At 61.8% G+C, this 13,954-nt stretch carries 9 protein-coding genes; 5 read left to right on the forward strand and 4 right to left on the reverse strand.

Annotated features, from left to right (window positions below):
- Positions 1 to 27: 27 nt before the first annotated feature.
- From FHU12_RS08785 to FHU12_RS08795, 3 genes are all read right to left on the reverse strand, one after another.
- Positions 28 to 2,322 carry an FdhF/YdeP family oxidoreductase gene (locus FHU12_RS08785; protein ID WP_141968764.1) on the reverse strand — a complete coding sequence of 765 codons (2,295 nt, stop codon included), beginning with the start codon at positions 2,320 to 2,322 and terminating at the stop codon, positions 28 to 30.
- A gap of 204 nt (positions 2,323 to 2,526) precedes the next feature.
- Positions 2,527 to 4,200, reverse strand: coding sequence for a gamma-glutamyltransferase (gene ggt / locus FHU12_RS08790; RefSeq protein ID WP_141968767.1), 1,674 nt, complete (start codon positions 4,198 to 4,200; stop codon positions 2,527 to 2,529).
- Between the two features lie 161 nt (positions 4,201 to 4,361).
- On the reverse strand, positions 4,362 to 5,225 hold the full coding sequence (locus FHU12_RS08795) for a LysR substrate-binding domain-containing protein (protein WP_141968769.1): 864 nt from the start codon (positions 5,223 to 5,225) through the stop codon (positions 4,362 to 4,364).
- 143 nt (positions 5,226 to 5,368) lie between these two features.
- Between FHU12_RS08795 and FHU12_RS08800 the strand changes: the two genes are divergently transcribed.
- A complete protein-coding gene (locus FHU12_RS08800) occupies positions 5,369 to 6,508 on the forward strand; it encodes an agmatine deiminase family protein (RefSeq protein WP_141968771.1) in 1,140 nt (379 codons plus the stop codon).
- Positions 6,509 to 6,584: 76 nt separating this feature from the next.
- The gene (locus FHU12_RS08805; protein WP_141968773.1) at positions 6,585 to 7,280 is read left to right on the forward strand and encodes a class I SAM-dependent methyltransferase; all 696 of its coding nucleotides are present in this window, start codon (positions 6,585 to 6,587) and stop codon (positions 7,278 to 7,280) included.
- Here FHU12_RS08805 and FHU12_RS08810 read toward each other — a convergent pair.
- The gene (locus FHU12_RS08810) at positions 7,277 to 7,945 is read right to left on the reverse strand and encodes a TetR/AcrR family transcriptional regulator (protein WP_260440712.1); all 669 of its coding nucleotides are present in this window, start codon (positions 7,943 to 7,945) and stop codon (positions 7,277 to 7,279) included. The two genes, FHU12_RS08805 and FHU12_RS08810, sit on opposite strands and share 4 nt — an antisense overlap.
- Before the next feature lie 82 nt (positions 7,946 to 8,027).
- Between FHU12_RS08810 and FHU12_RS08815 the strand changes: the two genes are divergently transcribed.
- The 3 genes from FHU12_RS08815 (at position 8,028) to FHU12_RS08825 (ending at position 13,953) form a co-directional block, all read left to right on the forward strand.
- Positions 8,028 to 9,542, forward strand: a complete 1,515-nt coding sequence (locus FHU12_RS08815) for an MDR family MFS transporter (protein ID WP_141968777.1) — start codon at positions 8,028 to 8,030, stop codon at positions 9,540 to 9,542.
- A gap of 129 nt (positions 9,543 to 9,671) precedes the next feature.
- Positions 9,672 to 10,814 carry an efflux RND transporter periplasmic adaptor subunit gene (locus FHU12_RS08820; protein ID WP_043143535.1) on the forward strand — a complete coding sequence of 381 codons (1,143 nt, stop codon included), beginning with the start codon at positions 9,672 to 9,674 and terminating at the stop codon, positions 10,812 to 10,814.
- Between the two features lies 1 nt (position 10,815).
- Positions 10,816 to 13,953 (forward strand): efflux RND transporter permease subunit, encoded by a 3,138-nt coding sequence (locus FHU12_RS08825; RefSeq protein ID WP_141968779.1) that lies wholly within the window; start codon positions 10,816 to 10,818, stop codon positions 13,951 to 13,953.
- Position 13,954: the final 1 nt, after the last annotated feature.

A 13,954-nucleotide genomic window follows, 5' to 3' on the forward strand; every position in this document is an offset into this window, starting at 1 on the left:
CGGAGAAGGCCTCCAAGCCGCTTTTCTCTAGGCGATGTTGACCTCGCGCACCTCTTTGGATCTCAGCGTTACGCGGATCGGCACCGATTTGTACGACGGCGTGCCGCTTTCCTCATCGATGTAATGCAGCGGCACCAGCACGTTGGCCTCCGGATAGTAGGCGCCGACCGAACCGGCTGAAATGTTGTAGGCGATCACCGTGATGCCCTCCAGGCGCTGGGTGCTGCCGGGCAGCGCCGTTTCCAGGTCGACCACGTCGCCATGCTCCAGCCCTAAACGTTGCAGATCGCTGTCATTCATGAACAAGACGTCGCGCCGGCCAAAAACCCCGCGGTAGCGGTCATCCAAAGCATAGATGGTGGTGTTGTACTGATCGTGGCTGCGCAGCGTAATCAGCCGCAGCGTGTCTTGGTCTGCGATAGTCTCGTCTTCATGCAGCCCGTTGAACACGGAAAACATCGCTTTGCCCGTCGGTGTCGGCCATCGGCGCTCGGTCGGCGGCAACGGCATGCGAAAACCGCCCGGTTGGCGAATGCGCGCGTTGTAATCGTCGAAGCCCGGAATGGTTTTTTCGATCAGATCGCGGATCACATCGTAATCTTCGATAAGCTCATCCCAGGGCACCTTGCTGGCGGGCATCACCGCTTTGGCCATGCCGGCGACGATGGCGGGTTCCGAACGCAGCAGTTCCGACGCCGGTTTGAGTTTGCCGGACGAGGCATGCACCATCGACATCGAATCCTCCACCGTCACCGATTGCCGACCGCCGGCCTGCAGATCAAGCTCAGTGCGCCCCAGGCAGGGCAGAATGAGGGTTTGTTTCGCCACCAACAGATGGCTGCGGTTGAGTTTGGTGCCGATATGCACGCTTAACTCCAGCGCCTTCATCGCCGGGAAACTCTGCTCGGAGTCCGGCAGCGCCACGGCAAAGTTGCCGCCCAGGCAGATCAATGCTTTCGAGGCGCCGTCGATCATCGCCTGCATGCACTTCACGGCATCATGCCCGTGGGCTTTGGGCGGCGTGAAGCCAAACACCGTTTCCAACTTCGCCAAAAAATCGGCCGAGGGTTTTTCGGTGATACCGACGGTGCGGTTGCCCTGCACGTTGGAATGGCCGCGCAGCGGGCAAATGCCGGCCCCCGGTTTGCCGATATTGCCGCGCAGCAACAGCAGATCGGCGATCAGACGCACGTTGGCGGTGCCTTTATTGTGCTGGGTAATGCCCATACCGTAGGTCACGATGGTGGCGTTGGATTTTGCGTAGGCGGCAGCGACCTGCTCCAGATCCCGGCGCGCCAGGCCACTCTCCGCTTCGATAGCCTCCCAGCGGGTAGCCACCAGATCGGCGGCGAAAGCCGCAAATCCTTCCGTGTGCTCGGCAATAAAGGCGTGATCCACGGCATTGCCTTGTGTTTCATCCAGCTGCAGCAGCGCCTTGGCGATGCCTTTCAGCGCCGCGGCGTCGCCGCCGGCTTTAACCTGATAGTAGGTTGACGCGATAGGGGTCGAACTGTAGGTCGCCATTTCGACGACGTTTTGCGGATCGGTGAAACGCTCGAGCGCCCGCTCGCGCAGCGGGTTGAACACGATGATCGGCACCTTTTTGCGCGCCAGCTCATGCAGCGTGCCCATCATGCGCGGGTGATTGGTGCCCGGATTGTGCCCGATAGAGATAACCAGCTCCGCGCTGTCGAAGTCGTCCAGCGAGACGGTGCCTTTGCCGATGCCGATCGATTGCGGCAGGCCAACGCTGGTCGGCTCATGGCACATGTTGGAACAGTCGGGGAAGTTGTTGCTGCCGAACTCCCGCGCAAACAGCTGGAACAGATAGGCCGCCTCATTGGATGCCCGGCCGGAGGTGTAAAACTCCACCTGCTCCGGCGGCAGCGTCTGCAAGACGGCGGCGATGCGTTGAAACGCCTCGTCCCAGGCGAGCGGACGCAGGGTATCCGTCCCGGCGTCATAGCACAGAGGGGTTGTCAGGCGGCCATAGTCTTCCAACTGGTAATCGGTTTTCTGGAGCAGCGACGTTACGGTATTTTGCGCCAGAAATTCGGGCGTCACGCGCTTGCTGGTCGCTTCCCAGGTCACGGCTTTGGCGCCGTTTTCGCAGAACTGGAAGGTGGATCGATGTTCTTTATCCGGCCATGCGCACCCCGGACAATCAAAACCGTCGGGTTGGTTGGTGCGCATCAGCGTCACCGGCGCTTCTAAGGTATCCATTTGCGTGCGCACGGCGATGGCCGTCGCTTTCAGCGCGCCCCAACCGCCGGCGGGCCCATCGTAGGGATGTACCCCGGGCACTGCTCGTCTTTTCGCCATTGTTGCTTGCCTCCGACACCGCTTACGATAAATGCAGGTGATTGATTTACGATGAATATTATCTTTATCGTTCAAGACGGAACGCAGGCATCGTCGCCGTTAAACGCGAGCCTGTCGATTCAGTATAGATGAGTGAAAAAGGGGACAGCGGCAGTCTGTGCGGAGGTGTGGCGGCCCGCTTAACCGGATGCGGGCCGCGGTGCGTTACTTTTTCACCACCAGGCCAACGCCGCGGCCGCGCGGATCGGACGCGGTTTCCGGCGTGCGGTCATCGATGCGGATAGCCTGTATATCCCCCATGTTCCAGCCCTGGTCTTCGAGGGTGTAGCCCATGGCTTTCAGCTCGTCCGCCGGTTTGCCGGTCAGCGGCGCAAAGCTGTCATAATAGAGGGTGTCCTTCGGTAACAGCTGATGGTGTACGCGCTGGGCGGCCACCGCCTGCGCCAGCGGCAGATGGTAATCGTAGAGATTGTTGATCACCTGGAAGATCGACGTGAAGATGCGCGATCCGCCCGGCGTGCCGATCACCAGGCTGACCTCGCCGTCGCGGGTGATGATGGTCGGGCTCATCGAGGAGAGCATGCGTTTGCCCGGCTCGATGGCGTTGGCGTCGCTGCCCACCACGCCGAAGGCGTTGGCGACGCCGGGTTTGGCGCTGAAATCGTCCATCTCGTCGTTGAGCAGGAAGCCGGCGCCTTTGACCACCACGCCGCTGCCGAAGTCCCAGTTGAGCGTATAGGTGTTGCTGACCGCGTTGCCGGCGGCATCGACGATCGAGAAGTGGGTGGTTTGGTGGGTTTCCAGCCCCGGTCGCACCCGTTCGGTCGGCGAGATCGCCGTCGGGTTGATCTCGGCGGCGCGTTTTTGCAGGTAGTCGGGGGCGATCAGCTGCGCTTCTGGCACGTTAGTGAAATCCGGATCGCCGAGGTAGTCGGCGCGATCGGCGAACACGCGTTTTTCGATTTCCGCCAGCAGGTGGATATAGCGCGCCGAGTTCAGCGGCACGCCCTTGAAGTCGGCGGCGCGATCTTCTTTGATCCCCAGCAGTTGCGCCAGCGCAATGCCGCCGGAGCTGGGCAGCGGGGCGGTATACACGGTGTTGCCGCGCCAGCTGATGCGCATCGGTTCACGCCATTTCACCCGATAGTCGGCCAAATCCGCCGCGCCGATCAGCCCGTTATCACGCTGCATTTGCGCCACCAGCAGGCGGGCGGTTTCGCCGTGATAAAAATCGTCGGCGCCCGATTGGGCGATGCGCTCAAGGGTGGCAGCCAGCTCCGGCTGTTTGAACACCGTGCCGGGCTTCATGGCGCCGAAATAGTCGCCAAAGTTGGTTTTGCCGGCGAACAGCTTGTTGGCGTCTTCACGGTACTGATACTGCTGCTCCGCCACGGTGAAACCTTGCCGGGCGTAGCCGATCGCCGGCGTCAGCAGCTCGGCCCAGGGCAGTTTGCCGAAGCGTTTATGGGCTTCCCACAACCCCAGCACGGTGCCCGGCACGCCGGCGGCGCGGCTGCCCACCAGGCTGAGATTTTCGATCACTTCACCTTTCTCGTTCAGGTATAGGGTTTTGCCGGCGGCCTTGGGGGCCACTTCGCGGTAGTCGAGAAAATAGGGCTTGCCGTCGACGTACAGCGTCATAAAGCCGCCGCCGCCGATATTGCCAGCTTCAGGGTAGGTGACCGCCAGGGTAAAGGCGGTGGCGACCGCCGCATCAACCGCGTTGCCGCCGGCCTGCAGAATGTGCGCGGCGACTTTTGCGCCATACTGATCCGGAGCGGCGACCGCGCCGGCGGTCAGATCGGCGGCAAAGGCGGCGGGAACGGTGCAGGCCAGGGCTACGCTCAGAGCTATCGTTTTCAATAAACCGGCAGACATAGAAGATCCTTTTAGCGATGTTCAGTTATCAGGTGAATTCAACTAATTATTTCGAAACAGCAGGTTAGCGCGTTTTCTTCGGGCTATTGCGGCGCTTTATTGAAGGTAGCAGCGGTCAGGCGGGGCCGCCTGACCAGAGTCGTGAAGCGTGACGTGGCGCGTTATGCGCCGGCGGGCAGCGCCGACTGCAGCCATTGGCAAAAGTGCCGGGCGAGCGGGTTGTGTTCGCTGTCGCGGTGCAGCAGCCACGCCCAGTTGGCGCCGCGCACGCGTTGCTCGGTTAACGGTTGCAGCAGCCCGGCGTCGTGCGCGTGCTGCGCCAGCAGTTGGCTGACCAACGCGATGCCAAGGCCATTGCAGGCAGCGTCCAGCAGCAGACCGGGATCGGAGAAGTTCAGCCCGCTGTCGCGCTGGCCGACGTGCGTGCCGCCCGCCACCGTCCAGTGGCTCCAGTCCATCTCCCGTTCGCCGTGCAGGGTCACGCGCTGCTCCGCCGCCAACGCCAACAGACTCGGGTGGCAGGCGGGATAGAGTCGGTCGGTGCAGAGAACCTTGAAGGAGCAGTCTGCCTGCGCGCTGAGATCGTCGCGGATCGCCAGATCGATACTGTCCGTCGCCATATCCGGCGGTTCAAAGCTGGTGAACAGCCACAGGTCGACCTGCGGGTGCTGCCGATTGAAGTCGCCCAGCCGCGGCGTTAGCCAGTGGCGGGCAAAGGCCGGGGTAGTGTTAACGATCAGTTGGTTGGGTTTGCGGTACTGATCCAAACGGCGAATGCCGACGGCCAGTTGTTGCAGCATCACCTGTGCGGTGCTGAACAGATCGTGGCCGGCGTCGGTCAGCACTACGCTGCGGCCGGTGCGGAAGAACAGCGGCTGTTCCAGAAACGCTTCGAGGCTGCGGATCTGCTGGCTGATGGCCGACTGGGTGAGGTGCAGCTCTTCGGCAGCCTGATGAAAACTGCCCAGGCGCGCCGCCGCTTCGAAACCGCGCAGGGCACTCAAGGGGGGCCAGTGTTTTAACATTATCGATAAGCCTGTCTAATCAGATATCCGCTAAATATATCGTTTGTCGCGGTGGCAGGGGAAGACTAGCATGAGATTCAAGTGCCGGAACGCAAATAATTCGGCTAACCGTTTGAATTTAAATTAATTAAAAGAGGTTATTTATGTCAACGCGTCGCACCTTTATCAAGCAGCTTTCGGCGGTGGCCGGTGTGAGCTTGACGGCATCATTGGGCATTCCGTTACGCGGTCACGCAAAAGCTGAGCTTAATCCGGCCTGGCGGATGCCCGACGAAGGGGAACCGCAGCAGCGGGCATTTCTCGCTTTCGGCGCGCAGCGCGCGATTTGGGGCGGGTTCACCGCGGACGTGCAGGCAGCCCAGGGGCGCATCGCCCGCGCCATCGCTGAATTTCAGCCGTTGACGGTATTTTGCCGCGAGCGCGAACGGCAATTGGCCGAGGCCACCTGCGGCAGTCACAACGTCAGCTATGTCGTCACCGAGCTGGATGACATCTGGATGCGCGACATCGGCGCCAATTTCGTCGTCAATGCCGCCGGTGAACTGGGCGCGGTGGATTTCAACTTCAACGGCTGGGGCGATAAGCAGCAGCATGCCAGCGATGCGCGTCTGGCAGGGTTTGCCGCCAGACGATACGGCGTTGCTCAACCGCGCCGCAGCGCGCTGGTAGGCGAAGGCGGCGGCATCGAAGTGGATGGGCACGGCACCGGCATCATGACCGAGAGCAGCTGGGTGAACGCGAACCGCAACCCCGGCTGGAGCCGGGAGCGGGTTGAGCAGGAGCTGAAGGCGATGCTCGGCCTGCGCAAAATTATCTGGCTGCCGGGCATTAAAGGCCGGGATATCACCGATGCCCACGTCGACTTTTACGCCCGTTTCGTGCGGCCGGGCGTCGTGGTGGCCAACCTGGATACCGATCCGGCCTCTTATGATCATGCGGTTACCCAGGCGCATCTGGCGATCCTCAAGGCAGCGACCGACGCCGACGGCCGCCGGCTGCAGGTGCATACACTTTCGCCGCCGCTGGCACCGCGCGAAAGCCGATTCAGCCGCCGCAATCCCGATTTCGCGGCGGGCTACATCAACTATTTCGTCATCAACGGCGCGGTGATCGCCCCTGAATTTGGCGACCCGCAGGCGGATAAGGCGGCGCTTGAGCTGCTGACGACGCTCTATCCGCAGCGCAAGGTGGTGCAACTGGAGATCGACGCCATCGCCGCCGGCGGCGGCGGCATTCACTGCGTGACCAGCCAACTGCCGGTGCATGGCAAGCCAGGCCATTGAATGTTCAAAAAATGCGCATGCGGTTGTTTGCCGCCATAGGGTGTGGTTGGCTGAGTGGAAACATAAGGAGGCCATAATGACCGACTCACCCTTGAGTATTCCCACCTGGTATCGCGATCCGCTCGCAGAACAGGCCATGGCCGAAGGCCATGCGCCCATCTGGCGGCATCTGCTGGGCCTGGTGCCGGAACATGAACTGTCCGGCGTCAGGGTGCTGGACTTCGGCTGCAATCAGGGCGGTTTTCTGCGCCTGTTGCACCAAATCCGGCCATTTCGTGAAGGGATCGGCGTCGATATCGCCCGCCAGTCCGTCGAACACGCCAACCGCCTGAAAGGAAACCTGCCGATCGTTTATCAGACCGACACGCGGTTGACGGGTTATGAGAACCACTTCGATATCGCCTTCAGCCATGAAGTCATCTACCTGATCGAAGATATCGCGCAACATGCCGCCGATATGCTGCGGGCGCTGAAGCCGGGCGGCGTTTACTATGCGGTGACCGGTTGCCACACCGACAACCCGCTGTGGCCGCAATGGCGCGAAAGGGTGGCTGAGCAGACGCATACCGTGGTGCAGGATCGCTCGCTGGACGACTATGCGCGCATTTTCTCCGCCGCGGGGTTCCAGGTCTCTGCCCGCCGGCTGGGTTTTTCCGGCTTCGTGCCCTATGAACCAGACGGTTGGATGCCGAATATCGCGGCGGCGATCGACTATTATTGGCACACCAAAACGGTGTTTAGACTGGTTAAACCCCCAGTGCCGGTGAGTTAACGCGCCGGGCCGATGCCGGAGCGCAGCAGGGCGACGGCGTGGCGGGCGATATCCTCGGCGTTTAGCTGGCCTTTATCCCGTTCGCGCCGCCATTTGGGCGCGGTGGCCAGCGGCAGCAGCGTGATGCCGAACAGCGTAAAGAACAGCAGGGCAGGCTCGAGATCGGGATTGAGTTTACCCTGCACCTGCCAGCGTGCGATGGCTTGCAGCGCGATCTGATGGCGTTCATTACCGAATCGTTCATCCATTCTCTGTTTCAATACGCCACTTTCACTCATGACCTCCCGCAGCCACAGCGGGGCGAACCAAGGGTGTTCCAACGCGATGTCGATAAAGCGTTGCGCCAGCTGGGTGAAGGCGGTGACGGGATCGTCCGCGTTGGCGTCGAACACTTCGCCGGCCATCTTGCGCACCGGCAGAAAGCGCTCTTCGATCAGCACGTCCAGCAGCTGTTCCCGGTTATGAAAGTAGTAGTGCAGCATGGCCGGGGTCACGTTTGCCTCGCGCGCAATGGCATTCAATGAGGTGTCTACGATCCCCTGGCGGGCAAACAGGTTCAGCGCGGTATCAAGCAAATGCTCGCGTTTGTCCGCTCCTTTGGCGCCGCCGCTCGGCCGGCCGGGACGGCGAGGCTTGGCGGGAGTTTGAACGTTTCGTGCTGTCATCGCGATGAGATCCATTGACCGGAGAAAAGGATGACTCATATATTAATTATGCGATTAATTAATTACAAGTGAACTGACTTCGATGGCGATTGAAAACCCGACAATCCGGCCCGATCACGGCGGGGCGCCTGCCAAGGCGCCTTCGCTCCCGTTGCTGTTTTCCGCGTTGCTGCTGGTGATGCTGCTGGCGGCGCTGGATCAAACTATTGTCTCCACCGCGCTGCCGACCATCGTCGGCGAGTTTGGTGGGCTTGAGAAACTGTCCTGGGTGGTGACTGCCTATCTGCTGTCTTCCACTATCGTGGTGCCGCTGTACGGCAAATTCGGCGATCTTTTCGGCCGCAAGATTGTGCTGCAAATCGCTATTTTGCTGTTTTTGCTTGGGTCGGTACTGTGCGGGTTGGCGCAAAACATGACGCAGCTGATTATGATGCGCGCGCTGCAAGGGTTGGGCGGCGGCGGGCTGTTGGTGGTCACTCTGGCAGTAGTCGGCGACGTGATCCCGCCGGCGGAACGCGGCCGTTATCAGGGGCTGTTCGGCGGGGTATTCGGCCTGGCCACGGTGGTGGGGCCGTTGATCGGCGGCTTACTGGTGCAGCATTTTTCCTGGCGCTGGATTTTCTACATCAATCTGCCGCTGGGCCTGTTCGCCCTGCTGGTGATTGGCGCGGTATTTCAGTCGCAGGTTAATCGAGTGCGACATGAAATCGATTTCCTCGGCGCCGGTTACCTGGCGTTGGCGCTCACCTGTATCATCCTGTTCACCAGCCAGGGCGGCACGGTAATGGCCTGGTCGGACGGCCAGCTGTGGTGCATTCTGGCCTTTGGCCTGGTGTCGCTGGGCGGCTTTATCTATGAGGAACGGCTGGCCGGTGAACCGATCATTCCCCTCGGGCTGTTTCGCAACCGCACCTTCGTGCTGTGCGGCCTGATCGGCTTTATCGTCGGCATGTCGCTGTTCGGCTCCGTGACTTTCCTGCCGCTGTATCTGCAGGTGGTGAAAGGCTCGACGCCATCGCAGGCCGGGATGCAGCTGCTGCCGCTGATGGGCGGCATTATGGTCAGCTCGATCATCAGCGGGCGGATCATCAGCAAGCGCGGTAAATATCGCCTGTTCCCGATCGTCGGTACCCTGTGCGCGCTGGGGGCGATGACGCTGCTCGGCACTCTGACCAATAACACGCCGGTACAGCAACTGTATCTGTACCTTTGCCTGCTGGGATTGGGGCTGGGCATGGTGATGCAAGTGATGATTTTGGCGGCGCAAAACAGCGTGGAGCCCCGGCATATCGGGGTCGCGACGTCCAGCGCTACGCTGTTCCGCTCTATCGGCGGTTCGATAGGCGTGGCGGTGTTCGGGGCAATTTTCACGCAGGTGTTGCACACCCGTTTGGCGGCGCTGTTGCCGGAAGGCGCGCAGCTGCCGCGCGCGCTCGGCGCAGAAGCGGTGCACCATTTGCCGGCGGCGCTGCAGCAGGATTACCTGCAGGCCTTCGGCGGGGCGATCCATTCGGTGTATCAAATTGCTGCCGGGGTGATGGCGCTGGCTTTTGCGCTGACCTGGCTCTTGAAAGACGTGCCGCTGCGGCACAAATAATCCCGACGCCGGCCGCTCCGGCCGGTTCTTCCCGACGAACTTTTACCGAATCCTTACGCAACCCTTTCAGAAGCGAATGTCGGCATTCGATATATTGAGAATAGTCATTCTCAACAGGATCGTATTGCAATGCAGAGGAAAACGCTTTTGGTGCTTGGGCTGTCGCTGTTGCTGGCCGCCTGCGATGGGCAAAACGCCGGTGCGCCGACGGGTGCAGGCGGTGAGCAGGAGGTCGGCGTCGTCACGCTGCGCGGCCAGTCAGTGACCCTGAGCAGCGAGTTGACCGGCCGGGTCAACGCCACCATGACCTCCGACGTGCGGCCGCAGGTCGACGGGATTATCAAGCAGCGGCTGTTTACCGAAGGGGCCGAGGTGAAAGCCGGGCAGGTATTGTATCAAATCGACCCTGCCAGCTATCAGGCCAGCTACGATCAGGCCGCCGCCCAGCTGAAAAACGCCCAGGCCACGGTGCAATCCACCCGGCTCAAATCGCAGCGCTATGCGGCGCTGGTGAAAGAGAACGGCGTTTCTCAGCAGGATGCGGACGATGCCAAAGCCGCCTATCTGGCGGCCGTGGCGTCGGTGGCCCAGTATCAGGCGGCGCTGGAGACGGCGCGTATCAACCTCGCCTATACCCAGGTGCGGGCGCCGATCGCCGGGCGCATCGGTATCTCATCGGTGACGCCGGGCGCGTTGGTCACCGCCAGCCAAACCGATGCGCTGGCCACCATCCGCGCGCTCGACCCGATCTATGTCGATCTGACCCAGTCCAGCGCGCAGCTGCTTAAACTGCGACGCCAGCAGGCGGCGTTACAGCGCGGCGCGGTCACGCCGGTCGCCATCAAGCTGGAGGACGGTACGCCTTATGCCCACGCCGGCAAGCTGGAGCTGACCGAGGTCGCGGTGGATGAGGCCACCGGTTCGGTCACGCTGCGCGCGGTGTTCCCCAACCCCGAACATGAGCTGCTGCCCGGCATGTATGTCCACGCCACGGTGGATAACGGCGTCGATCCCAAGGCCATTCTGGCGCCGCAGCAGGGCATCACCCGCAACGCCAAAGGGGAAGCCACCGCGTTGGTGGTGGACGAGCAAAACAACGTGGCGCAGCGCACCGTCAGCGCCGAACGGGTGGTGGGCAGTAATTGGCTGATCGGCAGCGGGCTGAACGAAGGCGATCGGCTGATCGTCGAAGGCACCGGCAAGGTCACGATCGGCGCCGCGGTGAAGCCGGTTGAGGTTTCGGTCGACAAAACCCAACGCGGGGAGCAGTGATATGGCGCAGTTCTTTATCCGGCGGCCGGTATTCGCCTGGGTGATCGCCATCATCATCATGCTGTGCGGCCTGATGTCGATCAATTCGTTGCCCGTCTCGCAGTATCCGGACGTCTCACCGCCACAGATTTCCATCTCCGCCACCTACCCGGGCGCGGACGCGGAAACGCTGGAAAACAGCGTCACGCAGGTGATTGAGCAGCAGCTCACCGGCCTGGACGGCCTGCTGTATTTTTCTTCGACCAGCAGCTCCAGCGGCTCGGTCAGCATCAACGTCACCTTTGATCAGGGCACCGATCCGGATATCGCTCAGGTGCAGGTGCAAAACAAGGTGCAGCAGGCGGAAAGCCGTTTGCCGAGCGCGGTCACCGCGCAGGGCGTGACGGTCAAGAAATCCCAGAGCAGCTTCCTGTTGATCGTCGGGCTGTATGACGAAAGCGACAAGGCGACGATGGCCGATATCTCCGACTATCTGGTCAGCAACCTGCAGGATCCGCTGTCGCGCATCGAGGGCGTGGGGGACGTGCAGGTGTTCGGCTCGGAATATGCGATGCGTATCTGGCTGGATCCGACCAAGCTGGCGAGCTATGCGCTAATGCCTTCCGACGTGCAGACGGCGATCGAAGCGCAAAACACCCAGGTGTCCGCCGGCAAGGTAGGCGATCTGCCGGCCGCCGCCGATCAGCAGCTGACCGCCACGGTAAAGGCGCAGTCGCGGCTGCAAACGCCGGAACAGTTTCGCAATATCATCCTGAAAAGCGACAGCAGCGGCGCGCTGGTGCGGCTGGGCGACGTGGCGCGAATTGAGCTGGGCAACGAGGACTATTCCGCCAGCGCGCACCTCAACGGCCACCCGGCGGCGGGGATCGCGGTCAAGCTGGCGGCGGGCGCCAACGCCCTCAATACCGCCAAGCTGGTGAAGGCCAAGGTGGCGGAATACCAAAGCGCGATGCCGCAGGGCTACAAGGTGGCCTACCCGAAAGACAGTACCGATTTTATCAATATCTCAATCGAGGAGGTGGTGAAAACGCTGTTTGAAGCGGTGGTATTAGTGGTGGTGGTGATGTTCGTGTTCCTGCAAAACCTGCGCACCACGCTGATCCCGACCATCACCGTGCCGGTGGTATTGCTGGGCACCTTCGGCGTGCTGGCGGCGTTCGGCTATTCGATCAATACCCTGACGCTGTTCGGTATGGTGTTGGCGATCGGGCTGTTGGTGGACGACGCCATCGTGGTGGTGGAAAACGTCGAACGCGTGATGCGGGAAGATAAGCTGCCGCCGCGCGAGGCGACGGAGAAATCGATGCGTGAAATCACCGGCGCGCTGGTCGGCATCGCGCTGGTGCTGTCGGCGGTGTTTCTGCCGATGGCGTTCTTCGGCGGCTCCACCGGCGTGATCTATCGCCAGTTTTCAATCACCGTCGTCTCCTCGATGGTGCTGTCGGTGGTGCTGGCGTTGACGCTGGCGCCGGCCTTGTGCGCCACGCTGCTGAAACCGGCGCACGATGCGCAGACCGATAAAGGCTTACTGGGCAAATTCAACCGCGGCTATGACCGGCTGCAGGAGAAGTACGCCGACAAGGTCGGCGCAGTGATCCACCGGCCGACGCGCTATCTGCTGCTGTACAGCCTGCTGTTGATCGCCGCCGCCGTGATGTACCTGCGTTTGCCGACCGGCTTTCTGCCCAACGAGGATCAGGGCACGGTGATGGTGCAGTACACCTTGCCGGCGGGCGCCACCAACGCGCGCACCTCGGCGGTGAGCGAGGCGGTGACCGCCTATTTCCTCGACCAGGAAAAGGCTAACGTCAGCACCATTTTCACCATCAACGGTTTCGGCTTCAGCGGCAGCGGGCAAAACGCCGGCATGGCGTTCGTCAGCCTCAAAGACTGGAGCCAGCGCAGCGGCAGCGAGAACACCGCCGACGCCATCGCCAAACGCGCCATGGCGCACTTTGCCTCGCTGCGCGACGCCCAGGTCTTCTCCATGAGCCCACCGGCGATCGACGGCTTCGGCCAGTCCGACGGCTTCACCTTCGAGCTGCAGGCCAAAGGAGCGACCACCCGCGCCGAGCTACAGGCGATGCGCGACCAGATCGTCGCCGCCGCCGGCAACAATCCGGCATTGCTGGCGGTGCGCGCCAACACCTTGCCGGACACCCCACAGCTGCAGGTGGAGATCGACAACGGCAAGCTGCAGGCGCTCGGCTTGAGCGCCGGCGACGTCAACAGCACCCTCAGCAGCGCGTTCGGCAGCACCTATGTCAACGACTTTATCGACCGCAACCGAGTGAAAAAGGTCTATATGCAGGGCGACGTAGAATATCGCGCCAAGCCGGAAGATCTCGACAAATGGTTTGTGCGCGGCACCAACGCGGCGGGCGACAGCAGCATGACACCGTTCTCCGCCTTTGCGTCTTCGCACTGGATCTACGGCCCGGAAAACCTGTCGCGCTATAACGGGCTGTCGTCGTTCGAGATCACCGGGCAGGGCGCCGCCGGCGTCAGCTCCGGTACGGCAATGAGCGAGATGGAGAAACTGGCGGCGAAATACTCCGCCGGCAGCAGCTATTCCTGGAGCGGGCTGTCCTATCAGGAACGGCTGACCAGCGGCCAGGCGTCGTCGCTGTACGCCATTTCGCTCATCGTAGTGTTCCTGTGCCTGGCGGCGCTGTATGAGAGCTGGTCGATTCCATTCGCGGTGATGTTGGTGGTGCCGATGGGTGTGGTGGGCTCGCTGCTGGCGATCACGCTGCGCGGGCTGGAAAACGACATCTACTTCCAGGTGGCGTTGCTCACCATCATCGGCCTGTCGGCGAAGAACGCCATTTTGATCGTCGAGTTCGCCGAGGAAATGCACCAGCGGGGCGAAACGCTGATTGGCGCGGCGGTCCACGCGGCCCGTATGCGCCTGCGGCCGATCCTGATGACCTCGCTGGCGTTCACTGCCGGGGTGCTGCCGCTGGCGGTATCCAGCGGCGCCGGCGCCAACAGCCGAATCGCCATCGGCACCGGCATTATCGGCGGTACGATCACCGCCACCGCATTGGCCATCTTTTTCGTCCCGCTGTTTTATGTGTTGGTGCGCCGCATGTTTACCCGCCGGCCCGCCAACCCGCCGTCACAGGCAGGAGAATAAC

This window comes from Serratia marcescens (assembly GCF_006715005.1).
GTDB lineage: Bacteria > Pseudomonadota > Gammaproteobacteria > Enterobacterales > Enterobacteriaceae > Serratia > Serratia montpellierensis.